Below are 24,666 nucleotides of genomic sequence, written 5' to 3'. Positions count from 1 at the left end.
GCCCCTCAGAGCTGGTCGGACCGGGGCTGCTCGTGCACCAGCGCCGTCAGGTCCACCAGCGAGCCCAGCAGCCGGTAGCCCGCGTCGTTCAGATGGAGGTGGTCGCCGCTGTCGTAGGCCGCCCGGAGCCGCGTCGGGCGGAAGGGGTCCCGGGCCGCCGCGTCGAAGTCGATGACGTGGTCGAAGACCCCGCCCGCCCGGATCAGCGCGTTGACCCGTTCCCGTACCCCGTCGCCCGCGGGTGTCCAGCCGCGGTACCCCTCGTACGGCATCAGCGTCGCCCCGACGACCCGCAGTCCGCGGGCGTGGGCGCGCTGGGTCAGGGACCGCAGGGCGTCCGCGATGCGCTGCGGGTCGGTCTCCTGCGGGGGCCGCTGCACATCGTTGATGCCGAGCGCGATGACGACGGTCCTCACCCCGGCGACGTCCAGTACGTCGCGCTCGAAGCGGGCGGTCGCCCGTACGCCGGTTCCGTCGCGCAGCAGGCGGTTGCCCGCGATGCCCGCGTTGGCCACCCCGTACCGGCCGCGCAGCCGGTCGGCGAGGACATCGGGCCAGCGGCTGTTGGTGTCGAGGGTGGAGCCGGTGCCCGCGGTGAGCGAGTCGCCGATCACGGCGATCGTTCCGGCGGCGGTCGTGGTGTGCACGTCGACGGCGGTGAGGTAGCGCCAGTCCTGGGTCCGCCGACTGCCCCACGCGGTGTCCACGTACGAGGTCTGGTGGCCGCGCTCGTGGACGGTGGCGGGCCCCTCGGCGGTGGGGGTGCGCAGGGTGACCACGAGATCGGAGTCAGCGGCGACCGGGACGGCGACGGGGTCGCTGACGGTCTGCCCGCCGGCCGGGACGGTCACGGTGCGGGAGCCCCGGAAGGTCACGGGGCGGCTGCTCACGGTGGCGCGGTCCACGACCAGCGGACGGGTGCCGAAGAGGTTGGAGAGGGTGATGCGGGCCGCGTCCCCGCCGATGCTGGTGTGCACGACGTTACGGATGGTGCGCCGGTTCAGGGCGCCGCCGTCGGAGGAGTCGGTCACCCCGTCGATGGGTGCGGCCGTCCAGGTGGCGGCCCAGAGGCCGGTGGAGTGGGCGGGGGCGGCGGGCGTCCGGGCCACGGACCGCGGGTCGGGTGCGGTGAGCTGCTGCGGCCGGGCGCCGGAGCCGGAGAACAGCAGGGAGCCGGCGAACGCCACGGCGGCGGCGAGCGCGGCGGTGCCCGCCACGAGGGCGATGAGCAGGGCGTACCCCTGGCGCCTGGGCATGGGCGGTGTGTCTCCTCGTGATCAATCGGACTGATCCCATGATGGGGCAGGGCTTCGGGAACTCGACGGGCGGCCCGGGAGTAGGTCAGGCAGGGACAATGCGTACGGGACACCGGGGGCGAGGCGTACGCGGACGGGTGGAGCGGATGGAACGGATCGATCGGACGGAACCCGGGGAGCCGGGCGCGCGGCAGCGGGAGCGTGCCGGGGAGCGGACGGCGGGTGAGGCCCGTTCCGTCCCCGGTGGCCGGGCCGCTCCCCTGGCGTCGTTCGCGTACACCGCGGCCGACGAGGAGAAGCGGCGTGGTGTGCGCCGGATGAAGACCACGGCCACGGGCCTCCTTCTGCTGGTCGCGCTCGTGTACGTCCTCGCCACCTGGGCGAAGAGCGCGGGTGTGGGCGGCTGGCCGGGCTTCGTCGCCGCGGCCGCCGAGGCGGGGATGGTGGGTGCGCTGGCCGACTGGTTCGCCGTCACGGCGCTGTTCAAGCGTCCGCTCGGCCTGCCGATCCCGCACACCGCCATCATCCCCACCAAGAAGGACCAGCTCGGGGCCTCCCTGGGTTCCTTCGTCGGCGAGAATTTTCTCTCCGGTGATGTCGTACGGGGCCGGATCCACGCGCTCGGCGTCGGCCGTCGTGTCGGTGCCTGGCTGGCCGAGCCGGAGCACGCGGACCGGGTCACCGCCGAGCTGTCGACCGCGTTGCGCGGTGCGTTGAGGGTGCTGCGGGATTCCGATGTGCAGGCCGTGGTGGGTGAGGCGATCACCCGGCGGGCCGACGCGGCGGAGATCGGGCCCGGTCTCGGCAAGATGCTGGAGCGGATCGTCTCCGACGGCGGCCACCGCAAGGTGGTGGACCTGATCTGCGTACGCGCCCACGACTGGCTGGTGCTGCACGGCGATTCGGTGATGGACGCGGTGCAGGGCGGGGCCCCGGGCTGGACGCCGCGGTTCGTCGACAAGCGGGTGGGGGAGCGGGTCTACAAGGAGCTGCTGCGCTTCGTCACGGAGATGCGGGACATGCCGGGACACCCGGCGCGCGCCTCGATCGACACCTTCCTCACCGACTTCGCGGCCGACCTCCAGACGGACTCGGACACCCGGGCCCGGGTGGAGCGGCTGAAGTCGGAGATCCTGGGGCGCGGCGAGGTGCAGGACGTCATCGCCTCGGCCTGGGCATCCGTACGCACGATGATCATCGCGGCCGCGGAGGACGAGCAGAGCGAGTTGCGGCTGCGGGCGCGGTCCTCACTGATGGCGCTGGGCGCACGGCTGGCGACGGACGACCGGCTCCAGGCGAAGCTGGACGGCTGGCTGGAGGACGCGGCGGTCTATGTCGTCACGACGTACCGCGCGGAGATCACCTCGCTGATCAGCGACACGGTCGCGAGCTGGGACGCGGATCAGACGTCGAAGAAGATCGAGGCGCACATCGGCCGCGACCTCCAGTTCATCCGGATCAACGGCACAGTGGTGGGCGCGCTGGCGGGGCTCCTGATCTATACGGTCTCGTGGGCGCTGGGGGCGTAGAAGCACCTGGCCCCGGACGGGGGAGCGTACGTACGCGGAAGGGGTGGGGGCTTCCGGGCCTCCGCCCCTTCCGCTTCTGCGTACGGGCGTACGCCGGTACGCCCGTACGCACGCCGGTATGCCCGTACGTGCTTCAGGCCGCCCGGCGGGTGACCGCCCAGGACGCGGCGGCCATGCTGCCCGCCACGGTGAAGACGGCGGGCCAGGCGCCGACCTTCTTGGCCAGCGGGTGCGAACCGGCGAACGCGGCGACGTACGCCGCGGTCAGCCCGGCGGCCGCGCGCGGCCCGGCCTGCCGGTTCCACTCGTACGCGGCGACGGTGCCCGCGGCGGCGAGGGCGACCCCGCCCAGCGGCCGCTTCCTGGTCCACCGCGCCACGGCGTACCCGCCGACCAGCCCGCTCGCCGCCACCGCCGCTGCCGGAACCTTCGCCATCGCAGCCACCTTCGCCTTCTCGTCCGTGTGTTCCGGGCCCGCGGCCCGGGACTCCGAGGCTAACGCGGGGCTCCCGGTTTCGGTCGCCGAGGGGGTGCACAAGCGTTTACCCTGGGGTGAACACGCGTGCACCCCCGCGCCGCACCCTCGCGCCCCGCACGACGCCCCTTGCCGCCGAGCACCGTACGGAGAGCCATGCCCGCGGACATACCTGCCCCGGCCACCGCCGCCGAAGAGGCCCCGCGCCACCCCCGTTTCGCCGTCGGTGTCCTGGCGTTCTGCGGTGTCGTGGTCGCGGTGATGCAGACGATCGTCGTCCCGCTGCTCCCGCACATCCCGGCCCTCACCGGCGCGAGCCCGGCCGCCGCGAGCTGGCTGGTCACCGTCACCCTGCTTACCGGCGCCGTCTTCACGCCGGTCCTGGGCCGGGTCGGTGACATGTACGGCAAGCGCCGGGTGCTGGTCGCCTCGCTGATGGTGCTGGTGGCGGGGTCGGTGCTGTGCGCGGTCAGTTCCCACATCGGGGTGCTGATCACCGGCCGCGCCCTCCAGGGTGCGGCGCTCGCCGTCCTGCCGCTGGGCATCAGCATCCTGCGCGACGAACTCCCGCCCGAGCGCGTGCTGTCCGCCGTGGCGCTGATGAGCTCGACGCTCGGCATCGGCGCGGCGGTCGGGCTGCCGGTCGCGGCCCTCGTCGTCGAGAACTTCGACTGGCACACGATGTTCTGGGTCTCCGGCGCGATCGGTGTCATCGACATCGTGCTGGTGCTGTGGTGCGTACCGGAATCGCCGCTGCGCACCCGTGGCCGCTTCGACGCCCTCGGCGCGCTGGGGCTGTCCGGGGCCCTGGTCTGCCTGCTGCTCGCGGTCACCCAGGGCGCCGACTGGGGCTGGACCTCGGCTCGGACGGTCGGCCTGCTGGTGGCGGCCGTCGTCGTGGCGCTGTTCTGGGGCGCGTACGAGCTCCGCGTCGCGTCGCCCATGGTCGACCTGCGGGTCTCGGCCCGCCCCGCCGTCCTGTTCACCAATATCGCCGCCCTGCTCATCGGCTTCGCCTTCTACGCGAACTCCCTGGTCACCGCGCAGATGGTGCAGGAGCCCAAGGAGACGGGGTACGGGCTGGGCGCCTCACTCGTCGTCAGCGGCCTCTGTCTGCTGCCCGGCGGCGTGATGATGGTGGCGCTCTCACCGGTCTCGGCGCGGATCTCCGCGAAATACGGCCCGAAGGTCAGCCTGGCGCTGGCGGCGGGGGTGATCGCGGCCGGTTACGTGGTGCGTTACTTCACCAGCCACAACCTCTGGCTGATCATCGCCGGCGCGACGGTCGTCGCCTCGGGCACGGCCATCGCGTACTCGGCGCTCCCCGCGCTGGTCATGCGCGGTGTCCCGGTGAGCGAGACGGGCGCGGCCAACGGCCTCAACACACTGATGCGCTCGATCGGGCAGGCGTTCTGCAGCGCGACGGTGGCCGCGGTCCTCGCCAACATCACGTTCCGGGTGGGCGGCCGGACGGCCCCGACGCTCCACGCGTACCAGCTGGTCTTCCTGGTCGCGGCGGGCGCGGCACTCGCGGCGCTGCTGGTCACGCTGTTCCTGCCGGGCGGCCGTACACCCGCGACGGGTACGGTCGAAAGGAACCGCGACGTCCCGGGCGACCGGAAGGACGGTGTGCGGACGATCCCGATCCAGGAGGGCGCATGACCAGCGGCCAGGCCACCGCTTCGGCTCGGGCTTCGGGCTCGGCCTCGGCTCCGGTGCGGGCTTCGGCTTCGGCGTCGGTACCGACTTCGGCCCCGGCCCCGACTTCGGCCCCGGCCCCGGTACGGTCCGCTGCCGATCCGGGCAGCGGCCGGGACGCGATCCTGCGCGCGGCCCGCCGGGCGTTCACACAGCGTCCGTACGCCGAGGTCACCATCAGGGGGATAGCGGCCGACGCCGGAGTGAGCCCGTCCCTGGTGGTCAAGCACTTCGGCCGCAAGGAGGAGCTCTTCAACACCGTCGCGGACTTCGGCCCCGCCGCCGCGGAACTCCTCGACGCGCCACTCGCCACCCTGGGCCGCCACCTGGTGGTGACGCTGGTGAGCCGCCGCCGCGAACGGCAGTCCGACCCACTGCTGCGCGTCGTCTTCTCGCTCGGCAACCGCGACGAACGCTCCCTGTTGCGCGACCGCTTCCACGAACAGGTCACCGACGCCCTCACCGCCCGCCTCCACGGCCGCGAACGCGCCCTGCGCGCCGAGCTGATCGCCGGCCACCTCCTCGGCCTCGGCGCCACGCTCAGCCTCCACCGCGACGGCGCCGGTGCGGACGCCACCCCCGAACACATCGCGGACCTGTACGCACCCGCGCTGCAATCCCTGATCGACGGCTGACGCGGAACGGGCCGGAGGGGGAGAGACAGGCGGAGAGGTAGGGTCTGGCCAACGGGACGAGGGGGGCCTCATGTCTATCCGTACCGACGCGCGCCGTGCCGCGACGACCGTGGCCGCGGCGGTCGTACTGGGAGCGCTCCTGGTGGGCTGTTCCGAGGAGGCCTCGCAGGGGCATGAGGCGCGCCGCGCGGCGGCATCCGAGGCCGCGGCCGACCCGCAGGCGGAGGTGCAGGCGGAGGCGTTCACGTCCGCCGGGACAGGGGAAGCCGCCTTCAACAGGCCGGAAGCCGTACGCGACGCCTTCGCGGGCCTCCAGGCCACGCTGAACGAGGACTGCGCCCCGGGCTCCTCCGACTGCGCCTACTTCCTGGGCCGGGTCCACGACGAACTGCTCCGCCTGGACAAGTCCATGAAGGCGGACGCCCAGGGCCCCGGCCACTTCAAGGAGCCGATCGCCTGGATCGCCACCCTGCGCCGGACGCTGAAGGACGACACCTCCACGGACAACCTGGAGAAGCACCGCTCCGAACTGATCGGCACCCGCGACCGCATCAACACCTGGATGCAGGGCCACCCGGAGGACTACCGCTGACCGGCGGACGTCGCCACGGGCGGTGGAGCCCGGCCGTTGGGCTTCGTCACGGGTGGTAGAGCGCCCGGCACCGCACCTGGTCGAGCGCCTCGTCCTCCCGGACCGGCAGGAAGTACGCCACCTGCCACGCCTGCGTACGTTCGGCCTGGCGGTTGGGCGCCGTCACCCACGGCGGATAGACGCGGAACGCGCGCTTCCCGCCGATGCCGTTCCTCGACACGATGTCCCGCTCGCGGAGCACGTCTCGCGGGAACACGAACTGCCCGAAGCCGTCGGCGTCACGGGTGCTGACGACGAAGAGGTCGACGGGGTCCCCGGAGTCGTAGGGCCGGATCGGCCCACCACCCGGGGCCCGCTTCCACACCGTCACGAACTGCCCGGCCTTCGTCGGCGTGGTCCTGGCCACCCGGAACCTGACGGCGGAGCCGTCCACGGTGAACGCGTGCGCCCCGTACTCGGCGCTCTCCGCCTCGGGCACCGGCCGCGTGCACACGAGCCCGCTCGGGTCGTAGACCAGCGTCTTCGCCGTGAGGAGTTCGGGGTGCAGCGGCTCGCCGCACTGCCAGGGGTCGGGCTGGCGCTGGGGCTCAGGAGGTGTTGCCATTTCGCCCATTCTGTCAGCGACTGTTCCACCGTCGGACCGTGGGCGGGCGATGAGTTTCCCCGGCGGCCGGAGTCCTGCCACTGTCACCGCAACGGCACCGCGACCGCGGTCCGGGCGATCGAGGAAGGACCACCGGCATGACCGTCACCCACACCCTCCACGTCCCCGGCGCGCACCTGCACTACGAGGTGCGCGGCGCGGGACCGTTGCTGCTGGTCATGGGGTCACCGATGGACGCCGGGGCCTTCGCGCCGCTGGCCGACGCGCTCGCGAACGACCACACCGTCGTCACCCACGACCCGCGCGGCATCTCCGGCAGCACCCTCGACGACCCCGAGCAGGACTCCACGCCCGAGCAGCGCGCGGACGACGTGGCGGCGATCCTCGACGCGCTCGGGGCCGGCTCCGCCGATGTGTTCGGCAGCAGTGGCGGCGCGGTGACCGGGCTCGCCCTCGTCGCACGGCATCCGGCCCGGGTCCGGACGCTCGTCGCGCACGAGCCGCCGGTCATGGAACTCCTCCCCGACGCGGCCGAGCAGCGTGCCATGACCGAGGACATCATCGAGACCTTCCACCGGGAGGGACAGGGCGCGGCCTGGATGAAGTTCATGGCCGGTGCCGGATTCGACCACGAAGGCCGCGACGACGGCGCCCCCGCCGCGCAGCCGGACGAGCCCTCGCTCCAGGACATCGCCAACGGCGCCCGCTTCTTCGGCCACGACCTGCGGGGCACCGCCCGCTTCGTGCCCGACATCGCCGCGCTGACCGTGGCCCCGACCCGCGTCGTCGTCGGGGTCGGCGCCGACTCGGGAGGCCTGGTCACCTACCGGACGTCCGTCGCCCTGGCCGAACTGCTCGGGACGCCGCCGGTCGAGTTCCCCGGCGACCACGGAGGCTTCCTGGGGCAGCCCGAGGAGTTCGCCGAGGCCCTGCGGCGGACGCTGACGGTGTGACGTCCAGGCGTGACCTCCAGGCCTGACCGTCAGGCGTGACCTCCAGGCCTGACCCCTACCCGTCCCGCTCGACCTCCGCGGCCCGTTCCGTGAGCAGCGTGAGTACCTGCCCGAGCTGCTCACGGGCGCCCGGATCGGTGATGACCCCGTCCAGTCCAGCAGGTTCCTGAACGCCGCCGGCAGGGTCCCCGCGTGGTCCGGCGTGCAGACCAGAACACCGAGCGGAGCTCCAGCCGCTCGGAGGCGTGCCCCCCGTGCGTCCGCCGCGCTGCAGGGCTGTACGACCCCATGACTCCACGGCTGTACCGCTGTACGGCTGTACGGCTGCACCGACCCGCCGGCGGGTCCTAGTGTGGCCCGGTGAAGACGCAGATGATCGTGCTCAACGGTGGGTCCAGCTCGGGGAAGTCCGGCATCGCCCGGTGTCTTCAGGAGGTGTTGCCGGATCCATGGCTGACCTTCGGGGTGGACACACTGATCGAGGCGATGCCCGCGTCCATGAGCGAGTCGGACGCGGGCATCGAGTTCGCTCCGGACGGCGAGGTGGTCGTCGGCCCCGAGTTCCGTACGTTGGAGACGGCGTGGATCGAGGGGATCGCCGCGATGGCCCGTGCGGGAGCCGGGGTCGTCGTCGACGAGGTGTTCCTCGGCGGCGCGGACTCCCAGCAGCGGTGGCAGAAGGCGCTCGACGGGATCCGGGTGCTGTGGGTCGGAGTCCGGTGCGAGAGCGCCGTCGCCGCCGCGAGGGAGGCCGCACGGGGCGACCGGGTGCTTGGCATGGCGGCCGCACAGGCGGACCTGGTCCACCAGGGCGTGAGGTACGACATCGAGGTGGACACGACGCGGCGGGAGCCGATGGAGTGCGCGCGGATCATCGCAGCACACCTCGGGTGACGGGTCGCGGCCCTGTCGCCCGCACCCCCACCGACGCCCCCTCATCAACCCCCAACCCCCACCCCCCAAGACACTCCAGGGCGCCCCACTGATCGTTTCCGGCCACAGCACTACGCGCCACTACGCGCACTTACGCGCCCTTGCACGTCGCCGAGCTCCAGCTCACCGACGACCTGATCCCCGCTCATCTCCCCGGTCAGCCGGAACCCGAGCTTGGAGTAGAACCGCTCGGGCCCGTGCTCACCGGGAACCCAGCTCACCGTCGCCCGTGTCCGCCCCCGCCGCCGGATCTCCTCGCACACCGCCTCCACGGCGAAACGGCCGTACCCCTGCCCCTGGTGAGCGGCGTCGATGTTCAGCCGCCAGAGCCCGGAGCGGAGCCTGTTGTCGTTCGGGTCGTCCGGGTAGAACCGGACGTCGAAGAAGGCCATGACGAAGCCGACGAGCCGCTCTCCGTCGAAGACCAGCCGGGGCCAGGCGATGTCAGGGGTCGCGTAGGCCTGAGCGAGCGACCAGGCGACCGGCTTCACGAGCCCGTCCTGGTCGGGTCGTACGTTCAGTCCGCAGGCGGCCTCGACGTTGTCCGCCGTGACCTTTTCCAGACGCAATGATGGGGAAGACATGCGGGCAACCTACAGAGCGATGCCCTGCCGCCTCGAACGGGTATTTTCTGCGCCATCGCTCCGCCTTCCTGCCCCCAGAACGCAGGGATGCCCGGTGCCGCCGAAGTGGCGGCACCGGGCATTCAGCCAACTCCCCTTACGAGCGGTTCAGTTCGCGGGAGCCTGGTAGAGGCCCCGGCCGGCGCGGTGGGCCCGGGAGGTGGCGACGAGCCGGTCGAGGGTGCTGCGTACGGTGTTGATGCCGTTGGGAGTGAGCTCACGCCCGAGGGCCTTCGTCACGTCGCGGGCGCGCACGGGGGTGTCGCCGGACTCGGCGAGCACCTTCATGGTCAGCTCGGTGAGGCTGCCACTGTCGTCGACGGCCGGCGCGGCGGTCGGGGCGGTGGCGGTGGCAGCGGCCTTCTTCGGCGCCCTGGCCTTCGCGACCTTGGTGGCCTTGGTGGACTTGGTGGCCTTCGCCGGTGCGGCGGGCTTGCTGTCCTTGACCGTCTTGACTGCCCTGGTCGCCTTGGCCGTCTTCGCGGGTGCGGCGGATTCCGCGTCCTTGGCGCCCTCGGCGTCCTTGATGTCCTCGGCGGCCTTTGCGGCGACGGCCTTCTTGGCCTGGCCGCGCTGGGCCCTCGGCTTGGCGGCAGCCTGCTTGCGGCCCTTGGGCGCGGCGGGCGCCTTGCGGGCGGTACGGCGTGCGGGGGTGGCCGGCGCCTGCTCCTGCGGCGCTTCCGCCTGGACGGCGGACTCGGTGGACTCGGCGGATTCAGCGGAGGCGGAGGAATCTGCGGTGTCGATGGAGTCCTGTGCCTGCTGCGGAATCCTGGGAGCGGCAACGGTCGCCGCCGTGGCCTTGGCGTCCTTGGACTCGCTCGGCTCCGTCACCTTCGGCTCCGCCGACGCGTCCGCGGTCGCGCTCGCGGCGGGAGCCGGGGCGGGGGCGGCCGACAGCGCACGCAGCGCCGTCAGCGCGGTCCGCACCGACTCCAGGCGCTCGGTGACCGTCGCGAGCTCCTTCTCCAGAGTCTGCTGGTGCTGCTCCAGGCGGGGAAGTTCCGCCTCCAGCAAGGAAGTTGTGGCATCGATGGTGACCAGTGTGTTGGTCTCGGAGGTCATGTTGTCGCCCTTCTTTTCCGGCCGACCGTTGGTGACCGATGTATCGCAGGGTAAGGGGTGTTGTGTTGTGGCCGGAAATCGCCTCTCGCTGTGAGCTGTTCAAGGCGCACCGCCAGCAATGACCGTCAGTCTCCCGAAAGTCCTGGCATCGCGCCCAGGAGATGGCCCGGGAGGCACTCTTTTGGCCGCACCCCGTACACCCTGCACCCCCGCACCCCGCACCCCCGCGACCCGAACAACGCGGCGGGCGGCAGGGCCCGTCAGTCGCCCCGACTCACAGCCTCGGCCCCAGCGACATCAGCGGCACTGACAGCGCCGGCGACGCCGGCGTCACCAGCGGCACCAAGTGTGGCCGCACCCTCCGCCCCTCGCCCTGCACCGACGCGCTCCCACCGCAACCGCAGACCCATCACCATTACGGCAGCCACCGCGAACCCACTTCCGACCCACGCGAGTTGGCGCGCACCGTACTCCGCCAGCACCCAGCCGCCCACCGCCGTCCCCACGGTGATACCGAGGTTGGAGAACGAGATGAAGAGGCTGTTGCCGAACTCGGGCGCGTCACTCGCGTCCCGCCCCAGCCAGCTCTGGCTCACGACGAGCCCGCCCGAATGCACGGCACCCCAGATCAGGACCGCCAGGATCATCGGTGCGAGCAGCGGCCCGACCGCGTACAGCAGGACGTAGACCACCAGGCACAGCACCGGATAGGCGACGGCGGTGCCGACGAGGCTGCGCCGCAGCAGGCTCCCGAAGGCGAAGTTCCCGAGGATCATCACGATGCCGAACGCCATCAGCATGGCGCTGACCCACGTACCGTCCATGTGCGTGACCTGCCCCAGGTACTCGGCGAAGTAGCCGTAGACCGAGAACATCGCCGCGAAGACCAGGGCGACGGAGGTGATGGTGAGCCACATCCGAGGCCGCCTGAGCACGTTCAACTGGGCGCCATAGGACAGGCGTTGGCCGACGGGCATCGACGGGACGAACCGCAGGATGCCCAGGAAGGCGATCAGGTTGACGAGCGCCCCGAACCAGAAGGCCGAAGCCAGCGACAGATGCTCCGCGAGGTACGAGGTCAACGGCACGCCGAACGCGAAGCCGACGGTGACCCCCGCGAACACGGTCGTCGTGGCCCGGGTCGCGTCCTTCGCGGGTACCAGCCGCGCGGCGGTGGCGAGCGCGACCGCGAAGAACACGGGATGGAAGAGGGCGGGAACGACGCGGAAGGCGAGCATCACCTCGTACTGCGTGGTGAGCGCGTAGACCGCGTTGGAGAGGGCGAACACCGCGATCGCGGCGGCGAGCACCTTCTTGCGGTCGATGCCGGAGGCGAGCAGCGTGGTGAATGGCCCGGACACCGCGATGACCAGGGCGAACACCCCGACGAGCCAGCCGGCGGCGGACGGCGTGACACCGAGCTCGGCCGAGACCCGGGGCAGCACGCCGACCATGCCCATCTCGGTGGTGATGATCCCGAACACGCCCAGGGCGAGTACCAGGACGGTGAGGGAGGTCTTTCTCATCGGAACGATCAGAACCTTTCATCAAATCTAGAAAAGTAGATGCATAGGACTGCGGCTCGACGCCGCACGTGCGTGTGTGTGGGGGGCTACAACTCGTCGCGGACGTACGCGGCGAACTCGTCGATCACCGGTTCATTGCGCCGGTAGTACGTCCACTTGCCGATCCGTTCCGAGGTGAGCAGCCCCGCGTCCCTCAGGGTCTGCAGATAGCCGGACACCACCGACTGCGCCAGACCGGATCGCTTCTGGATGTCGCCGACGCACACGCCGATGTGGAAGCCGAGCCCCTGCTGTTGGTAGGAGTCCTCGTCGAAGTGCTTCTCGGGTTCCTTCAGCCACTGCATGAACTGCAGGCGTGCGGGATTGGCGAGCGCCTTGTGTACGGCCAGGGGATTCATCGCGCCACCCTCTCACTCACACTCTCTCCACTCACGCTCTCTCTCCACGTTACGCATCTAGCTTTCGCGATATGTAGTGACAAGTCAAATTGCCCCGTCCAGGCGCTGGGCTCACCCGGGTGACTGACCTGACCGCTGCCGGGAGTGAAGTCCCGTGCGCGTGGCAGCAGATGAGGAAGATGCGGTACGGTGACGAAATCGTCACGCTCTGTGTGTTCACGCGCACATAGGGCGGCCCTCAGCGGTGCGCCAACACCAATCCGAGGGCCTACACAACCAGTGGAGAATGGACCCACCGGAAATGCTGCGTCATGCTATCGCGCCGTCCGCGCGCTATACGAAGGCATCGAACGATGTCGTCCGCCACCCCCGTCTGAGCAGTGACGCGAAGATCCTGCTCCTGTACGTCCAGGGCCTCCCCGACACCACCACCTTCAAGCCCTTGAGCGAACTGGCCAACAAGCTGGGCATCAAGGGCCGCGCGTACCAGAAGGCGAAACAGCAACTGGTCGAGAACGGGTACGTACACGAGTGGCGCAGCCAGGCCGACGGCGGCCGCTGGATCACCGAGCAACTGGTCGCGAACACCGCCCTGACGAGTGAGCAGGCGACCCACGTACGGGGAACTCCACCGCCCCTCTCCCTCGCCGCCGCGCCACCGAGTACGCACTTCCCGACGGTCGGCGAACCGGCTGCCCGGACGGCCGGTGGCTATGAACCGGTAGAAGACCACAGTGATAAAACCACTCCCCACCCACCCTCCGAGCCCTCCGAGCCCTCCGAGCCCTCCGAGCCCGGCGGGCCCGCCGGGCCCGCCGGGCCCGCCAGGCCTCCCGAGCCCTCCGCGCTCTCCGCACCTCCCGCCCCGGAGCGCCCGAGACCAACTGCGGACGCCACCCTCCTGGCCCGCGCCGAACGCGTCCTGCTCTCCCTGCGCCACACCCGCCGCGAACTGCACCTGGGTGCACGCGAAGCCGCCCAACTGGCCGTCGAGGCCGTCAAGTGGCTGGAACGCGGCCTGAGCGCATCCGACCTGCGCCAGGCCCTGCTGGCCGAACGCCCGAAAGAAGGCGTGCGCTCAGCAGTCGGCTTCCTCCGCTACCGCCTGGCCCAAAAGCTCCCCGAACCCCGTACAACCCCCCAGTTCTACGAGCCCACCCGCCCCCGCGAACTCATCGAATGCCAGGCCCCAGGCGATGCACACACCTTCCGCCCCCTGCTGGACGAGACGGAATGCACCCCATGCCGCCTGATCGCCGCGAACACCATGTACGCCACATCCCCCTCCCCGGAACCCGACCACCTGCCCTGGCGAGAACGCTTCGCACAGATCAACACAACACCGACGACCGCGCCGGGCGTGGGCTGACGGCTACCGTGCCTTCTCCAGGTAGTAGGCGTTGTGGTTGTCAGGATCGCTGTAGAAGAAGTTCAGGGCCAGCGCCTTTTCGCGGCGCTCCAGTTCCAGGGTCCAGGTGTACGAGTCCGGAGCGGGCTCCCCGGAGTTGCCGTCGACGGCTACCTCGTCCGCCGCATCCGCCGGCTCGCGCCATGCGGACGACGTGCGCCGAGTGACGCTCAAGGGCACGTGCTGACCGTCGCTCCAGCCCATGGGCCGGTCGGTGAGCTCCCACGTCCCGGTGCCGGACATCCGCCATTGGCTGTCGAAGTCGAATTCCTGCCCGTCCAGCTGCTTCACAGCGGCGGTACCGTCCGCCCGCATGGTGACTTCCGTGCCATCGACGCACCGCCAGGTCCCGACGATCTCCGCAGCCGTGGCCCTGGTGACGGCCGGCACGTCCGCGTACTGCCCAGGCACACACCCGGACAGCGGCAGCAGAACAAGCAGCACGGCACCCAGCCCGCGCAATACACCACGACGACCACTGCCTACGCCTGTGCCGAGCCCTGCCCTCATGCCCACCCCATCCATCCGCCGCCGCGTTCAAGGGCGGACAGTGATCATCTCCTCCAGAGGACCTTCAAGCGCGAGGCCTGATGACTGGAGACGCGGCAGTACGCGAGTGCCGAAGTCACGGATGCGTCGGAGCGTCGACGGTTGCTGACGGCGGACGCTACGGCCGATGGGACGTTGACGGCCTACGAGGCGCGGAGAGAAGCGACGAACCGTGCCCATGCGCCACTGCTACCGGTGTGAGTCCTCTTCCGTCACTGGAGGAGAGGTGGTGCGGGCGCCCTCCGCTGGAGGCGGTCTTTACGCGCCAAGCCGTTCATGCTGTACGGCAGAAAGGAACCCCTTCCACGACGCGTTGCCGAACATCAGCATCGGACCGTCAGGGGCCTTTGAATCGCGCACCGCGGTGGACTGAGGGAGGCGGGCAGCCTCAACACACTCAGTCGTGTTCGCTCCGCTGTAAGACGATTTGAACCAGTGGAGAGACTCGGGGGAGTGAGGTACCAGAAGCATTACATCTCCTTGCGAACGCGCTCGATCAAGGCCGACGACGCGGCCATGTCCAACGCTTGTGCACGCAGGTAGTCGAACGCAAGTCTGTATCGGTCGAGTTCTTCGTCCGTCTCCATGAAGAGTGGGCCGACATGCAGGTCGACATACACAACGTCCAGGCTCGCTTCGGCACCACCGAGGATCACGAAACTGCCCAGGGCCGCGCCGTGAGCGCCCTTGGAGAAGGGCAGGACCTGCAGGGTGATGTGCTGCGAGTTGTTGGCTTCGACCAGGTGGCCCAGCTGATCGCGCATGTTCGCGGGCGATCCGACCACACGCCGGATCACTGACTCATCAAGGATCGCCCACAGGTGAGGCGGTTTCGGCCGGCTCAGGATCTCTTGGCGCTTCATGCGGATGTCCACCAGACGCTGGATCTCCTCGGGTGCCAGCCGCATCTCGCTGGCGCCTTGAATCGCCGTGCTGTAGTCCCGCGTCTGCAGGAGGCCGGGTACGTAAGTGCTGGAGAAATGGTCCTCGCGCACGGCCTCGTCTTCGAGTGTCAGCAGGAGGTTCATGTCAGCGGGGATGGAGTCGGTGTACGGCCCCCACCAGCCCTGCTGCTTCGCGTCCTTCGCCAGGGCAACCACAGCGTTCCGCTCCGCGTCGGTCGCGTTGTACTGCCGGCAGAGCGCGTCGGCGATGGGCCACTTCACGGGCCCTTCCTGGGTCTCGTAGCGGCTGACAGTGGCCTTCGAGATGCCGACGAGCCGACCGGCCTCCTCCAGCGTCATGCCCTTCCGCGCACGCAACTTGCGCATCATCGCGCCGAGCTGCCGGCGTCGTGTAGTGGTCCTGACGGACATGGGTGATGGCCTTCCGTTCCGTGTGCGCTGGGGCCCTCCGGCGCCAACCAGGCTATGCCGGCCGCTAGTTGCGGCTATCCGGATTCACCCGATCGATTCTCGTGAGAAGTTTCATGAAGAGACTTCTTGCTGACATACTCGCAAGCCTGACCACTCAGCGCAGTCGTCTGGATACGACACGTGCAGGGCTGATGTGGCGCCGGAAGGAGAGTCCATGTCCGGATACGAAAGCAGCTCGCGACTCCGCAGCGTTCTGCCGTTCGAGGCCGAGCCCGCAGCGGTCCGGGACTTGCGGAGAGCCGTCAGAGGGCAGCTTGTGGAGTGGCGCCTGCCGGCGTTTACCGAAGAGGCCGAGCTTGTGGTAAGTGAGCTGGCAGCCAACGTGATCAAGCATGTCGGGAGAGGTTCCGCAGCCACCCTGGTGATGGAGGCGGCAGGGGGCCGATTGCGGATCGAACTCCATGACAAGAGCTACCGCGTGCCAGTTGTCGGACCGGCGGCCTGCGACGACGAGTGCGGCCGGGGGCTGCATCTGCTTGCTGGATTGGCTGCGGACTGGGGAACGTTGCTGACTGCGACGGGAAAGGCTGTCTGGTGTGAACTGTCAGCAGGCCTGGACATCCATTGCCAGCGGGTGCGGCGGGCCGAGGCGGCCCTGTCGAAATACCGGCGCGATGTCGGAGCACCTCCTCTGCTGAGAAGTCGCTCTGCTCAGATCCTTGAGGAATCCGCCACAGACCTCATCGCGGATCTCCTGCACTGGGTCGCTGCACGGGGTGGCGACCCGGACGGGTTGCTGGACCGCGCGCAGATGCACTTCGAGGCGGAAGCGGTGTGACGAACGCAGTGCACGAGTCAGCGGCGGGAGGCTACGCGGTTCCAACCGCTCTGGCCGCCTTCTCGACCTCGGCCCGCAGGTCTGCGGGAGTACGCCACGATGCTCCACGATGGCCTCGGTGGCACATGCGGTGGCAGTTGGCACAGAGAAACGCGAGGTCTTCCAGCCTGGTCTCGCGCGGGCCTGAGAGGTGGAGGGGAAGGACATGGTGCACTTCGATGTAACCCTCACCGAGGGTGCCGTACCGCCGACCGAAGTCGAACGCGCACACAGAACACTGGAGGGGCTCCCTGAGCCTGCGCGCTTGGGCGATCTTGCGTTTGCGCAGTGCAGGATTCCGCTCGCGGAAGGTTGCCCAGCGGGTCAGGAGGCGCCCTTCGGCGGCCGGGACTCCGTCCTCATCGACCTCGTTGGGCTGCTCAGGGATACGGACGAGCTCACCGGACGAGATTCCGTCCTCAATTGCCTGCGCGGCGAGCAGCATCTCCGTCTCACGTTCCGTGAACGCCTCAGCTACGAGTCTGGTCAGTCGGCCGCCTCTGGTGGCGGGGCCCGTGTAGTCGGGGCGACCTGTGATCAAGTCCGCGCTCTTGCGGCTGATGCTGGCGGCCGACCGGAACTCGGGCACATCGTGTGCCGCGTTCCCGTGAAGGGGCAGAGAGCGGAGCAGGTCGGCGAGGTCGCGTGTGGGCTGCTGGTACGACCTGAGCTGGCCCCAGTCGTTGCTCACAACGCGCGAGCAGATCAGCAGCAACTCGTCCCAGGTCCAGTCAGGGCTACGCATGGGCAATATCGTATGTGCGTTCCCTGTAGTGCGGGGGTGTCTGAGGAAGGTCGGCTCGTGCCGCACACTGGAGGACGGTCGCGATGTCAGTGGGGTCTGTCACCCTCTGTAAGGGCGGAACACAAAGAGTGCCCGCCATGCAAGTCTGTAAGGAGGGTGCATGACCAGCACTGAGAAGAAGTTCACCTCGGTGGAGATCTGCGCTGGGGCGGGAGGCCAGGCGCTAGGTCTGGAACGTGCCGGGTTCGAGCATGCACTCCTGATCGAGATGGACAAGAGCGCGTGCGAGACGCTCCGCCACAACCGCCCACAGTGGGAGGTGCACGAAGGCGACCTTCGTGACTACGTAGAGAGCGGAGCCGCGCGGACTCTCAAGAGCAAGATCGAAATCGACTTGCTGGCTGGTGGCGTACCGTGCCCGCCATTTTCTCTGGCGGGTAAGCAGCTTGGCCGCGAGGATGACAGGGATCTCTTCCCCACCATGATCAAGTTGGCCGGACAGTTGGACCCGCCGGCCGTCATGATCGAAAATGTTCGCGGGCTGATGCAGTCGAAGTTTGAGAGCTACCGCGAAGAGATCATGGCCGAGCTCGGAGATTTGGGTTACGAATGTGACTGGCAGGAGTTGCAGGCCGGGGACTTCGGAGTCTCGCAACTGCGGCCGAGGAGCATCCTCGTAGCGTTGAAGCCGGAATACTGGAAGCGATTCGATGTAGAGGGCTGGTATCTGCCCCCTGCCAATCAAGCGCCTGCGCTTTCGGTTGGCGAACTCCTCTCGGCCTCTATGAAGAAGCGGGGCCTGCAGGGGAAGGCGTTTGACGATTGGTTCGAGAAGGCGTCGAATGGGATTGCCCCGACTCTCGTCGGTGGATCCAAGAAACATGGCGGCGCAGACCTCGGACCGACAAGGGCCAAAAAGGCATGGGCTGACCTCGGAGTTTGCGGGTTGGGTGTGGCCGATGAGCCAGACAAGGAAACGGGAACGACAAAAAACCCGCGCCGAGATCTCGGTACGGGAACGGATAATGGGCCCATGCTCACTGTCTCTCAGGCGGCGATGATCCAAGGGTTTAATCCAGAACCGGAAGAGAAGCAGTGGGTATTTAAGGGAGGCAAGACTGCTGCATATCGACAGGTTGGTAATGCCTTTCCTCCGCCTGTCGCCAAGGCGGTTGGCCTGCAGATCATGAAGGCACTTGAAGCATATAGGGCAGAGGCGAGCGAAAGCTCATCCTGCGTCCCTCTGCCGACGGAGCCTACCCACAGCGAGAACGATCTGGTCAGCGCATTCCCCAGGTGACTCGTGTTCCCAGAAGCGGAGAACGGTCCATCCTGCATCGGTTAGTTGCTGGTTCGTGTCGCGGTCGCGAGCCATGTTCCGCGCTACTTTGTCAGACCAGTATCCAGGATTAGTCTTGGGCGGAACGTAGTGCTCGGGGCATCCGTGCCAGTAGCAACCATCAATGAACACGGCGACCTTCACTGGGCGGAAGACCATGTCTGCCGTTCGGCGGAGGTCCGGCAGGGGCTTCGCTCCGACCCGATAGCGAAGCCCCTGTGCGTGTACCAGCCGACGAATCAGTCGTTCTGGTTCTGTGTCGCGACTCCGGATCGCTTGCATATTGCGGCGCCGCCCTGCAGACGAGGCCCAGGAACCCACTGGTGGAACCCAGTGCTTTTCGGTGTCCACCTAGGCTTCCTTCCCGATTTTTCTAATTCGACTTTTTCTTCTTGGTTTCTGGCAGGAGCGGCGCCTCCTGTACTTCGTCGCCCGAATCGGCAACTACCCAGTACCGGCCGTCCATGAGCGCGCGAACTCGGCTGCCATGCCGAGGCTGGGCCTCGACGACTCGTGCGCTGACGAACTCGCCCTCCTGCGGCACTGGCAATCCTAGCTGCTCGGCGGCAGTTTGATGATTCGGATAGTCGCCGAAGATGAGGATCCCTTCCTTTTGGAGAGCGCCCCGTGAGCCGCCGTTGTAGCGGACTCGTTTCATGTAGTCCTTCTGCTGGGCAAGAGTACGGACCACTGTCCGGTTGATACGTCGATGCTGGACCCTTCGGAACAGCTCGGAAACCTTTGCTTGCCCTGGACTTCGGCGGGACGACGAGCCTGCGGTCAGGATGAAATCAAGGCGCTCTGGGTCGATATGAAGAAGAAGGTTTTCTTCGAGTTCCTTGTCTTCCCAGATCCATTGAACCAATGAGTGATGTTCCTTAGTCAGGCGAAACTTTCCGTCCCGGTTTCCTTTCTTGGTGATTTTGCCGCTAGTTGTGAGCTTCTCGCGATCTGCGCGCAGTAGGCCTGCACTCCACTTACTTTTATGGTCATCGGCCCAGACTACGAGACAGATTTCCCCGAGAGCCTCGGGCGGAATCATCCACTGATAATTTCTCTGCGAGAACTTACAGTCAACCTCGATGCCGCTGATGAGATAGTCCATGTCATGCCCGCTGGCGAAGTTGAATTCGCGCAGAAGGTTGATTTCGATAAGAGTTCCAGCGTGAGTCTTTTCTGTCTTGTGCAGATCGTTCCAGTCGAATCGGCCAGTATGTTCGCCGTCAAGGAGTTGATCAATGGTGTCCCGGAGGACGGTGGCGAAACGTTCCCCCGTGGGATCTTCTCCCAGAAGATATTTTCGTACGGTAGCCATCTCGGCATCGTCGGCGGCTGGTGGCGCTGATGAAATATTTTCTGCGGCTGAAGAGTCCTGAGGGAAGAAGGGGAGCAAGAGGAACCTCATCTGTGTATTGGAGTGTTACTAGCTGGGCTGGCTGAGGAATTTGACACCAGGGTTTCGTCAGGCCTCGGACGATGTGAGTCGGATGTAACCGAGACCCGGCCGCCCGCTCAGCTGGACCTCTTCTCCCGTGGGGACGAAGCCCGTGCGGGTCAGGACCGTGCGGGAGGCCGTGTTGTCGAGGGCTGCTGCCGCGCGGAGTGTGGTCAGGCCGTATTCCGTGGCTGCCAGGGTGCAGAGGTGGAGGACGGTGGCCGTGGCGAGGCCGCGGCGGGTGGTCTTCTCGGCCATGCGGAATCCCAGATCGGCGGAGTCGTCCGCGACGTCCACCAGGTTGAAGCGGCCCAGGATCTCGCCGTCGGTGTCCACCAGGACGTGGAAGTGGCAGAGCCCGGCGGCCTGTTCGGTGAGCAGGGCGGTGTGGCGGGCGTCGAAGTCGGCGAAGTAGGCGTCGCCCCGGTCCGGGATGGATGCGGCGAAGAACGCGCGGTTCTCCTGCTCGAAGGTGAACAGGGCGGGCGCGTGGTCGGGGCGGAGACGCTGGAGCTCGGGCATGGCAGAACCATACGTAGGCGGCTTCCGCTGGTGCGGGGGAATTTTCTGTCCGGAGCGCGTACGTCTCCCGGTGTTCGTTCGCGCCCCGATGGGTGCCGTTGGGGCGTGATGAGTGACCGCCGGGGCACGTCCGGGGTCCTGCGGCGCCGTGGTGTCTTCCTCGGGGCTTCCCGGCTTCGTATCTTCCGCGGTGGGCTCGGCGCGTCGGCCGGCATGGCGGGGAGAGCGGCAGCGGCGACCGGGGAGGTCGGACGAGGGCGGTTCCGGGGAGGGATCCCGCCTCCCGCCGTGCCGGTGCCGGTGCTGGTTCTGTGCCGGGTGCGTGTTGTGCGCCCGCGCGCGTGCCTGTTCGTGCGGGCGGAGCGGCCCCGCCGGGCCGGGCCGCTCCTCCCGCACCGCCCTGTTCAGTCCGCCCCGTGGCACTCCCGGTAGGCCCGCCCCGACCCGCACCAGCAGGCCGCGCTACGGGCCGGGGGCCAGGGGGTTGCGCGGCCCCGGGCGGCCAGGGTGGTGGCGTACTGGGGGAGGAGGTCCGGGTTGGTCGGGGTGGTGGCCTCCGAGGCGGCGAAGGCCTCGTACGAGGGGACCGTGCCGGTCACGATGCCGAGGTTCGGGGTGCCGGCCTGGTGGAGGTCGCGGAGGGCGGCCTCCAGGCGGGCCAGGTGCTCGGGGTGGGAGGGGTACTCCTCGCGCAGGTCCGGGTAGGCGGCGAGGAGTTCGGCGAGTTCGGCGGCCGGCCAGTGCAGCACCGCGACCGGGAAGGGCCGGGACAGTGCGGTGCGGTAGGTGCCCAACTCCGCCCGGAGTCGGGTGATCTCGGCCCGCAGTTCGCCCGGGTCCGAGGAGCCCAGCGACCACAGGCGCTTCGGGTCGTGGAGCTCGTCCAGCGGGACGGCGGCGGTGTGGAGGGTGTCGGCCAGCTCGTCCCAGGCGTCGTGGTCGACGCCCATCAGCCTGCGCACCCGGTGTCGGCCGAACAGCAGCGACTGGGTGGCGTACGGGACTTCCTCGCCCGGCGCCAGGAGCAGTGTCAGCGCGGTCGAGAAGTAGTCGTGGGCGGCTTCGAGCTCGTCGTGGGCTTCCAGGGTCTCGGCCGCGATCTCCCAGGGGCCGGGGTCGAGCGGGCCCGCGGTGCGGATGCCTTCGATGATCGCGCGGGCCTCCGCCTCGTGGCCGTACTCCCACAGGTTGGCCGCGTTCAGGGCCTTGACCAGGTGGGGGTGGTCGAGGTCGGAGGCGGCGAGGAGTTCGTCGTAGAGGGTGGTGGCGCGGGCGCGGTCGCCGGCGAGTTCCAGATGGGCCGCGGCCTGGAGGAGCAGCGGCTCACGGTCCTCGGGGTACCGCGCCGCGGCGCGTAGCAGGCGCTCGGCTTCGGTGGTGTGGTCGGCAGGCGTGTCGGGGCGCATGGACCACACCGTACTGCTGTACGGCTCCGGGGCGGAGGCTTGTTCCGGGCGCGGAGAGTTACGGGCCGGCGGGCCGGTGGGGCGATGGTTGTTCCAGGCGTCGGGTCAGGTGTGGTGTGGAGCGCTGTGGGCCTTGGTCGGTTCCAGGTGTGGAGAGTTGCGGGCCATGGGCCTATCGTGCGGGCCGTGCGGGAGCGGATACCGGTGGTGGTGCAGCGGAACGCGCGGGGGCGCAGGGTCGCCGCGCGCGGGCTCTGGGTGGGCGCCGAGCTGGTGGTGACCCTCGGCGTCGTCCTGTTGTTGCTCGTCGTTCATCAGCTGTGGTGGACCAACCGGCAGGCCCGTGCCGGAGCCGAGCACCAGGTACAGGCCCTTGAGCGGGAGTGGGGGCAGGAGCGCGGGGGAGCGGGGGCCGCGGGCGATGGTGACTCCGGCGGTGGTGCCGACAAGCCGGGTGGGGCCGGTGGGATCAGTGGGGCCGGAGGGGCCAGTGGGTCCGGTGGGTGGTCGGCTGACGGTGGTGCCGCGCGCTCCGTGCCCCGTTGGGACCAGGCGTACGCCGTCATCCGTATCCCGCGCCTCGGGCTCGTAGCCCCCGTAGCCCAGGGCGTCAGCAAGAGTGGCGTCCTCGACAAGGGGTACGTCGGGCACTACCCGGGCACCGCGCAGCCCGGCCGGGCCGGGAACTTCGCGCTCGCCGGGCACCGCAACACCCACGGCGAGCCGTTCCGGTACATCAACCGGCTGCGGCGCGGGGACCGCGTCGACATCGAGACCCGGGACGCCGTGTACACCTACACCGTCGACCGGACGCTCGCGCGGACGAGTCCACGTGACGGCGGGGTCATCGCGGCCGTTCCGCGCAGCAACGTGAAGCCGTATCCCGGGTACACCGAGGCCGGTTCCTATGTGACGCTCACTACCTGCACGCCCGAATTCACCTCCCGGTACCGGCTTGTCGTATGGGGAAGACTTGTGGATGTCCGGTCGCGGTAGCGGTGTCGCACTAAGGTTCCCTGACGTGCTCAGACGACGTCCGCAGTTGTTGTGGTTGCTGGTCCCCTACGTGCTGTACCTGGGGGTGCTGCCGCTCGTGAACCGGGTCCACCCGGTGGTTCTCGGGCTGCCGTTCCTCTTCGTGTGGCTGCTCGGGGCGACCCTGCTGACCCCCGTCGCCGTATGGCTGACCCGGCGGGGGGACCGCCGGTGAACGCCACGGTCGCGACCTCCGTCTTCGGGGTCTTCATGGCCGCCACCGTCGCCCTCGGGCTGCTCGCGACGCGCGGGCGGCGGAAGGGGAACGGCGAGGGCGGCGGGCTCGCCGAGTGGTCCGTGGGCGGACGCAGTCTCGGCACCGCGTTCATCTGGGTACTGATGGCCGGCGAGGGCTACACCAGCTTCAGCTACCTCGGCGCCGCGGGATGGGGCTACAACTACGGGGCCCCGGTGCTCTACGTGGTGGCGTACATGTCCTGCGGGTACGCCATCGGCTACGTCGTCGGCCCGATGCTCTGGGCGTACGCGCGCAAGCACGGACTGGTCGGGATCACCGACATGGTGGCGCACCGCTTCGGACGGCCCTGGCTCGGCGCCCTCGTCGCCGTCCTCGCCACCGTCTTCCTGCTGCCGTACGTCCAGCTCCAGATCACCGGCATGGGCGTGGTCGTCTCGACCATCTCCTACGGTGCCATCAGCCTGAACTGGGCCTACTTCATCGCCTTCGCCGTCACCACCGGCTTCGTCGTGGTGAGCGGGCTGCGGGGCAGCGCGTGGGTGTCGGTGCTCAAGGACGTGCTGGTGATCGCCACACTCGGGTTCCTCGCGTTCTACGTGCCGCTGCACTACTTCGACGGGTACGGGCCCTTCCTCGACCGGCTCGTCACCGAGAAGAGCGAGTGGCTGACCTTCCCCGGGCACGGGGACAGCGGCCTCGGACAGGCCTGGTTCATCACCACCTCGTTCCTCAACTCGCTCACCGTGGTGATCTTCCCGACGACCGTCGCCGGGTACCTCGGCGCGAAGAACGCCGATGTGCTGCGCCGCAACGCGATGCTGCTGCCCGCCTACAACGTGCTGCTCTTCGTGCCGATGCTGCTCGGCATGGCGGCCCTCTTCGTCGTGCCGGGGCTCGTCGGGGCCGAGTCCAACCTGGCGCTCTTCAAGCTCGTCGTGGACTCGCTGCCGGCCTGGGCGGTCGGCGTCATCGGGGTGGCGGCCGCGCTGTCCTCGATCGTGCCGATGGCCGTCTTCATGCTGGTCATCGGCACGATGTGGGGGCGCAGCGTGCTCTCGCTCGTACCGCGCCTGGAGCGGCGGCAGAAGGGTGCCGCGCAGGTGGTCGTGGTGATCGCGGGGAGCCTCGCGCTGCTGCTCACGTACACCGCGCCGAACACGCTCGTGCGGCTCTCCCTCATCTCGTACGAGGCCATGGCACAGCTGCTCCCCATGGTGCTGCTGGGGCTGATGTGGCGGCGGCTGACCCTGCTCGGGGCGATGAGCGGGCTGGTCGTGGGCGTCGGTGTGGTGTGCGGGTTCGTGTTCACGGAGAACGATCCGGTGTGGGGGGTGAACGCGGGCATCGTGGCGCTCGGCGCCAACCTCGTCGTCGCGCTCGCGGTGACGTACGCGGGGCCGCGCGAGCACGACGACCGGCCGGACGAGGAAGTGCTCGCACGGGACGAGATCGGGGCCCCGGAACGGGCGGCGGAGCCGGACGGCGCTCCTGCGGGAACAGGCCACTGACCCCGCCGGGCCAGCCGGTCCGCCCGACCCATCGTGGATA

27 protein-coding genes are annotated in these 24,666 nt (G+C 68.9%); 12 read left to right on the top strand and 15 right to left on the bottom strand.

The window, feature by feature from the left end:
* Positions 1–5 precede the first annotated feature (5 nt).
* On the bottom strand, positions 6–1,256 hold the full coding sequence (locus tag GA0115234_RS09925) for an SGNH/GDSL hydrolase family protein (RefSeq protein ID WP_093540536.1): 1,251 nt from the start codon (positions 1,254–1,256) through the stop codon (positions 6–8).
* A 146-nt stretch (positions 1,257–1,402) separates the two neighbouring features.
* Between GA0115234_RS09925 and GA0115234_RS09920 the strand changes: the two genes are divergently transcribed.
* Complete coding sequence (locus GA0115234_RS09920) at positions 1,403–2,785, top strand: DUF445 domain-containing protein (RefSeq protein WP_370804161.1); 1,383 nt, start codon at positions 1,403–1,405, stop codon at positions 2,783–2,785.
* A 133-nt stretch (positions 2,786–2,918) separates the two neighbouring features.
* Here GA0115234_RS09920 and GA0115234_RS09915 read toward each other — a convergent pair whose 3' ends face one another.
* Positions 2,919–3,221, bottom strand: coding sequence for a hypothetical protein (locus tag GA0115234_RS09915; protein ID WP_093540534.1), 303 nt, complete (start codon positions 3,219–3,221; stop codon positions 2,919–2,921).
* 195 nt (positions 3,222–3,416) lie between these two features.
* On the opposite strand from GA0115234_RS09915, the gene GA0115234_RS09910 reads away from it, so the two are divergent.
* From GA0115234_RS09910 to GA0115234_RS09900, 3 genes are all read left to right on the top strand, one after another.
* Positions 3,417–4,922, top strand: a complete 1,506-nt coding sequence (locus GA0115234_RS09910; RefSeq protein ID WP_093540533.1) for an MFS transporter — start codon at positions 3,417–3,419, stop codon at positions 4,920–4,922.
* Positions 4,919–5,593, top strand: coding sequence for a TetR/AcrR family transcriptional regulator (locus tag GA0115234_RS09905; protein ID WP_093540532.1), 675 nt, complete (start codon positions 4,919–4,921; stop codon positions 5,591–5,593). Before GA0115234_RS09910 ends, GA0115234_RS09905 begins: the two co-directional genes overlap by 4 nt.
* A 70-nt stretch (positions 5,594–5,663) precedes the next feature.
* Positions 5,664–6,185: a hypothetical protein gene (locus GA0115234_RS09900; RefSeq protein WP_093540531.1), complete on the top strand. Its 522-nt coding sequence runs from the start codon at positions 5,664–5,666 to the stop codon at positions 6,183–6,185.
* A 46-nt stretch (positions 6,186–6,231) separates the two neighbouring features.
* Here GA0115234_RS09900 and GA0115234_RS09895 read toward each other — a convergent pair whose 3' ends face one another.
* Entirely contained in the window at positions 6,232–6,789 is a 558-nt protein-coding gene (locus GA0115234_RS09895; RefSeq protein ID WP_093540530.1) for a MepB family protein, read from the bottom strand.
* Between the two features lie 137 nt (positions 6,790–6,926).
* Between GA0115234_RS09895 and GA0115234_RS09890 the strand changes: the two genes are divergently transcribed.
* Together GA0115234_RS09890 and cpt are read left to right on the top strand one after the other, a co-directional pair.
* On the top strand, positions 6,927–7,742 hold the full coding sequence (locus tag GA0115234_RS09890; protein WP_093540529.1) for an alpha/beta fold hydrolase: 816 nt from the start codon (positions 6,927–6,929) through the stop codon (positions 7,740–7,742).
* Positions 7,743–8,114: 372 nt separating this feature from the next.
* The gene (gene cpt, locus GA0115234_RS09885) at positions 8,115–8,636 is read left to right on the top strand and encodes a chloramphenicol phosphotransferase CPT (protein WP_093540528.1); all 522 of its coding nucleotides are present in this window, start codon (positions 8,115–8,117) and stop codon (positions 8,634–8,636) included.
* Between the two features lie 110 nt (positions 8,637–8,746).
* Here cpt and GA0115234_RS09880 read toward each other — a convergent pair whose 3' ends face one another.
* The 4 genes from GA0115234_RS09880 to GA0115234_RS09865 form a co-directional block, all read right to left on the bottom strand.
* Positions 8,747–9,259, bottom strand: coding sequence for a GNAT family N-acetyltransferase (locus tag GA0115234_RS09880; RefSeq protein ID WP_093540527.1), 513 nt, complete (start codon positions 9,257–9,259; stop codon positions 8,747–8,749).
* Between the two features lie 147 nt (positions 9,260–9,406).
* Positions 9,407–10,363, bottom strand: coding sequence for a hypothetical protein (locus GA0115234_RS09875; RefSeq protein ID WP_093540526.1), 957 nt, complete (start codon positions 10,361–10,363; stop codon positions 9,407–9,409).
* A 260-nt stretch (positions 10,364–10,623) separates the two neighbouring features.
* Positions 10,624–11,889, bottom strand: a complete 1,266-nt coding sequence (locus GA0115234_RS09870) for an MFS transporter (RefSeq protein ID WP_093540525.1) — start codon at positions 11,887–11,889, stop codon at positions 10,624–10,626.
* 86 nt (positions 11,890–11,975) lie between these two features.
* On the bottom strand, positions 11,976–12,287 hold the full coding sequence (locus GA0115234_RS09865) for an ArsR/SmtB family transcription factor (protein WP_093540524.1): 312 nt from the start codon (positions 12,285–12,287) through the stop codon (positions 11,976–11,978).
* A gap of 301 nt (positions 12,288–12,588) precedes the next feature.
* Here GA0115234_RS09865 and GA0115234_RS09860 point away from each other — a divergent pair, with 301 nt between their 5' ends.
* Complete coding sequence (locus GA0115234_RS09860) at positions 12,589–13,656, top strand: hypothetical protein (protein WP_093540523.1); 1,068 nt, start codon at positions 12,589–12,591, stop codon at positions 13,654–13,656.
* A gap of 3 nt (positions 13,657–13,659) precedes the next feature.
* On the opposite strand, the gene GA0115234_RS09855 is transcribed toward GA0115234_RS09860, so the two are convergent.
* The 3 genes from GA0115234_RS09855 to GA0115234_RS09845 all read right to left on the bottom strand — a co-directional run bounded on the left by GA0115234_RS09855 (position 13,660) and on the right by GA0115234_RS09845 (position 15,560).
* Positions 13,660–14,139 carry a hypothetical protein gene (locus GA0115234_RS09855; RefSeq protein WP_141718413.1) on the bottom strand — a complete coding sequence of 160 codons (480 nt, stop codon included), beginning with the start codon at positions 14,137–14,139 and terminating at the stop codon, positions 13,660–13,662.
* A 363-nt stretch (positions 14,140–14,502) separates the two neighbouring features.
* Positions 14,503–14,715, bottom strand: coding sequence for a DUF397 domain-containing protein (locus GA0115234_RS09850; RefSeq protein WP_093540521.1), 213 nt, complete (start codon positions 14,713–14,715; stop codon positions 14,503–14,505).
* Positions 14,715–15,560 (bottom strand): helix-turn-helix domain-containing protein, encoded by an 846-nt coding sequence (locus GA0115234_RS09845; protein WP_093540520.1) that lies wholly within the window; start codon positions 15,558–15,560, stop codon positions 14,715–14,717. The genes GA0115234_RS09850 and GA0115234_RS09845 overlap by 1 nt, the downstream gene beginning before the upstream one ends.
* Positions 15,561–15,774: 214 nt before the next feature.
* Between GA0115234_RS09845 and GA0115234_RS09840 the strand changes: the two genes are divergently transcribed.
* Positions 15,775–16,398 (top strand): ATP-binding protein, encoded by a 624-nt coding sequence (locus GA0115234_RS09840; protein WP_093540519.1) that lies wholly within the window; start codon positions 15,775–15,777, stop codon positions 16,396–16,398.
* Positions 16,399–16,429: 31 nt separating this feature from the next.
* On the opposite strand, the gene GA0115234_RS09835 is transcribed toward GA0115234_RS09840, so the two are convergent.
* Positions 16,430–17,182, bottom strand: a complete 753-nt coding sequence (locus tag GA0115234_RS09835) for an HNH endonuclease (RefSeq protein WP_093540518.1) — start codon at positions 17,180–17,182, stop codon at positions 16,430–16,432.
* A gap of 160 nt (positions 17,183–17,342) precedes the next feature.
* On the opposite strand from GA0115234_RS09835, the gene GA0115234_RS09830 reads away from it, so the two are divergent.
* Entirely contained in the window at positions 17,343–18,482 is a 1,140-nt protein-coding gene (locus GA0115234_RS09830) for a DNA cytosine methyltransferase (protein ID WP_093540517.1), read from the top strand.
* Here the strand turns inward: GA0115234_RS09830 and GA0115234_RS09825 are convergent.
* From GA0115234_RS09825 to GA0115234_RS09810, 4 genes are all read right to left on the bottom strand, one after another.
* Positions 18,411–18,842, bottom strand: a complete 432-nt coding sequence (locus GA0115234_RS09825; protein WP_256088702.1) for a very short patch repair endonuclease — start codon at positions 18,840–18,842, stop codon at positions 18,411–18,413. The genes GA0115234_RS09830 and GA0115234_RS09825 overlap by 72 nt on opposite strands.
* A gap of 52 nt (positions 18,843–18,894) precedes the next feature.
* Positions 18,895–19,926, bottom strand: coding sequence for a NaeI family type II restriction endonuclease (locus GA0115234_RS09820; protein ID WP_093540515.1), 1,032 nt, complete (start codon positions 19,924–19,926; stop codon positions 18,895–18,897).
* Positions 19,927–19,983: 57 nt separating this feature from the next.
* Entirely contained in the window at positions 19,984–20,478 is a 495-nt protein-coding gene (locus GA0115234_RS09815; protein ID WP_093540514.1) for a GNAT family N-acetyltransferase, read from the bottom strand.
* 404 nt (positions 20,479–20,882) lie between these two features.
* Positions 20,883–21,884 carry an SEC-C domain-containing protein gene (locus tag GA0115234_RS09810; RefSeq protein ID WP_093540513.1) on the bottom strand — a complete coding sequence of 334 codons (1,002 nt, stop codon included), beginning with the start codon at positions 21,882–21,884 and terminating at the stop codon, positions 20,883–20,885.
* A gap of 186 nt (positions 21,885–22,070) precedes the next feature.
* Here GA0115234_RS09810 and GA0115234_RS09805 point away from each other — a divergent pair, with 186 nt between their 5' ends.
* From GA0115234_RS09805 to GA0115234_RS09795, 3 genes are read left to right on the top strand one after another with little or no spacing between them, the layout of a single operon-like run.
* Entirely contained in the window at positions 22,071–22,880 is an 810-nt protein-coding gene (locus tag GA0115234_RS09805) for a class E sortase (protein ID WP_256088695.1), read from the top strand.
* A gap of 55 nt (positions 22,881–22,935) precedes the next feature.
* A complete protein-coding gene (locus GA0115234_RS09800; protein ID WP_093540511.1) occupies positions 22,936–23,094 on the top strand; it encodes a DUF3311 domain-containing protein in 159 nt (52 codons plus the stop codon).
* Positions 23,091–24,626, top strand: coding sequence for a sodium:solute symporter family protein (locus tag GA0115234_RS09795; RefSeq protein ID WP_093540510.1), 1,536 nt, complete (start codon positions 23,091–23,093; stop codon positions 24,624–24,626). Before GA0115234_RS09800 ends, GA0115234_RS09795 begins: the two co-directional genes overlap by 4 nt.
* Positions 24,627–24,666: the final 40 nt, after the last annotated feature.

The organism is Streptomyces sp. DvalAA-43 (assembly GCF_900091725.1).
GTDB classification, from domain to species: domain Bacteria; phylum Actinomycetota; class Actinomycetes; order Streptomycetales; family Streptomycetaceae; genus Streptomyces; species Streptomyces pulveraceus.
This window is presented reverse-complemented; position numbering and strand designations above follow the sequence as displayed.

What these genes read in the sequence shown, in the direction of transcription:
- GA0115234_RS09925 (WP_093540536.1), bottom strand. Translation starts at nt 1,256, where the DNA reads ATGCCCAGGCGCCAGGGGTACGCCCTGCTCATCGCCCTCGTGGCGGGC.
- GA0115234_RS09920 (WP_370804161.1), top strand. Translation starts at nt 1,403, where the DNA reads ATGGAACGGATCGATCGGACGGAACCCGGGGAGCCGGGCGCGCGGCAG.
- GA0115234_RS09915 (WP_093540534.1), bottom strand. Translation starts at nt 3,221, where the DNA reads ATGGCGAAGGTTCCGGCAGCGGCGGTGGCGGCGAGCGGGCTGGTCGGC.
- GA0115234_RS09910 (WP_093540533.1), top strand. Translation starts at nt 3,417, where the DNA reads ATGCCCGCGGACATACCTGCCCCGGCCACCGCCGCCGAAGAGGCCCCG.
- GA0115234_RS09905 (WP_093540532.1), top strand. Translation starts at nt 4,919, where the DNA reads ATGACCAGCGGCCAGGCCACCGCTTCGGCTCGGGCTTCGGGCTCGGCC.
- GA0115234_RS09900 (WP_093540531.1), top strand. Translation starts at nt 5,664, where the DNA reads ATGTCTATCCGTACCGACGCGCGCCGTGCCGCGACGACCGTGGCCGCG.
- GA0115234_RS09895 (WP_093540530.1), bottom strand. Translation starts at nt 6,789, where the DNA reads ATGGCAACACCTCCTGAGCCCCAGCGCCAGCCCGACCCCTGGCAGTGC.
- GA0115234_RS09890 (WP_093540529.1), top strand. Translation starts at nt 6,927, where the DNA reads ATGACCGTCACCCACACCCTCCACGTCCCCGGCGCGCACCTGCACTAC.
- cpt (WP_093540528.1), top strand. Translation starts at nt 8,115, where the DNA reads ATGATCGTGCTCAACGGTGGGTCCAGCTCGGGGAAGTCCGGCATCGCC.
- GA0115234_RS09880 (WP_093540527.1), bottom strand. Translation starts at nt 9,259, where the DNA reads ATGTCTTCCCCATCATTGCGTCTGGAAAAGGTCACGGCGGACAACGTC.
- GA0115234_RS09875 (WP_093540526.1), bottom strand. Translation starts at nt 10,363, where the DNA reads ATGACCTCCGAGACCAACACACTGGTCACCATCGATGCCACAACTTCC.
- GA0115234_RS09870 (WP_093540525.1), bottom strand. Translation starts at nt 11,889, where the DNA reads ATGAGAAAGACCTCCCTCACCGTCCTGGTACTCGCCCTGGGCGTGTTC.
- GA0115234_RS09865 (WP_093540524.1), bottom strand. Translation starts at nt 12,287, where the DNA reads ATGAATCCCCTGGCCGTACACAAGGCGCTCGCCAATCCCGCACGCCTG.
- GA0115234_RS09860 (WP_093540523.1), top strand. Translation starts at nt 12,589, where the DNA reads ATGCTGCGTCATGCTATCGCGCCGTCCGCGCGCTATACGAAGGCATCG.
- GA0115234_RS09850 (WP_093540521.1), bottom strand. Translation starts at nt 14,715, where the DNA reads ATGCTTCTGGTACCTCACTCCCCCGAGTCTCTCCACTGGTTCAAATCG.
- GA0115234_RS09845 (WP_093540520.1), bottom strand. Translation starts at nt 15,560, where the DNA reads ATGTCCGTCAGGACCACTACACGACGCCGGCAGCTCGGCGCGATGATG.
- GA0115234_RS09840 (WP_093540519.1), top strand. Translation starts at nt 15,775, where the DNA reads ATGTCCGGATACGAAAGCAGCTCGCGACTCCGCAGCGTTCTGCCGTTC.
- GA0115234_RS09835 (WP_093540518.1), bottom strand. Translation starts at nt 17,182, where the DNA reads ATGCGTAGCCCTGACTGGACCTGGGACGAGTTGCTGCTGATCTGCTCG.
- GA0115234_RS09830 (WP_093540517.1), top strand. Translation starts at nt 17,343, where the DNA reads ATGACCAGCACTGAGAAGAAGTTCACCTCGGTGGAGATCTGCGCTGGG.
- GA0115234_RS09820 (WP_093540515.1), bottom strand. Translation starts at nt 19,926, where the DNA reads ATGAGGTTCCTCTTGCTCCCCTTCTTCCCTCAGGACTCTTCAGCCGCA.
- GA0115234_RS09815 (WP_093540514.1), bottom strand. Translation starts at nt 20,478, where the DNA reads ATGCCCGAGCTCCAGCGTCTCCGCCCCGACCACGCGCCCGCCCTGTTC.
- GA0115234_RS09810 (WP_093540513.1), bottom strand. Translation starts at nt 21,884, where the DNA reads ATGCGCCCCGACACGCCTGCCGACCACACCACCGAAGCCGAGCGCCTG.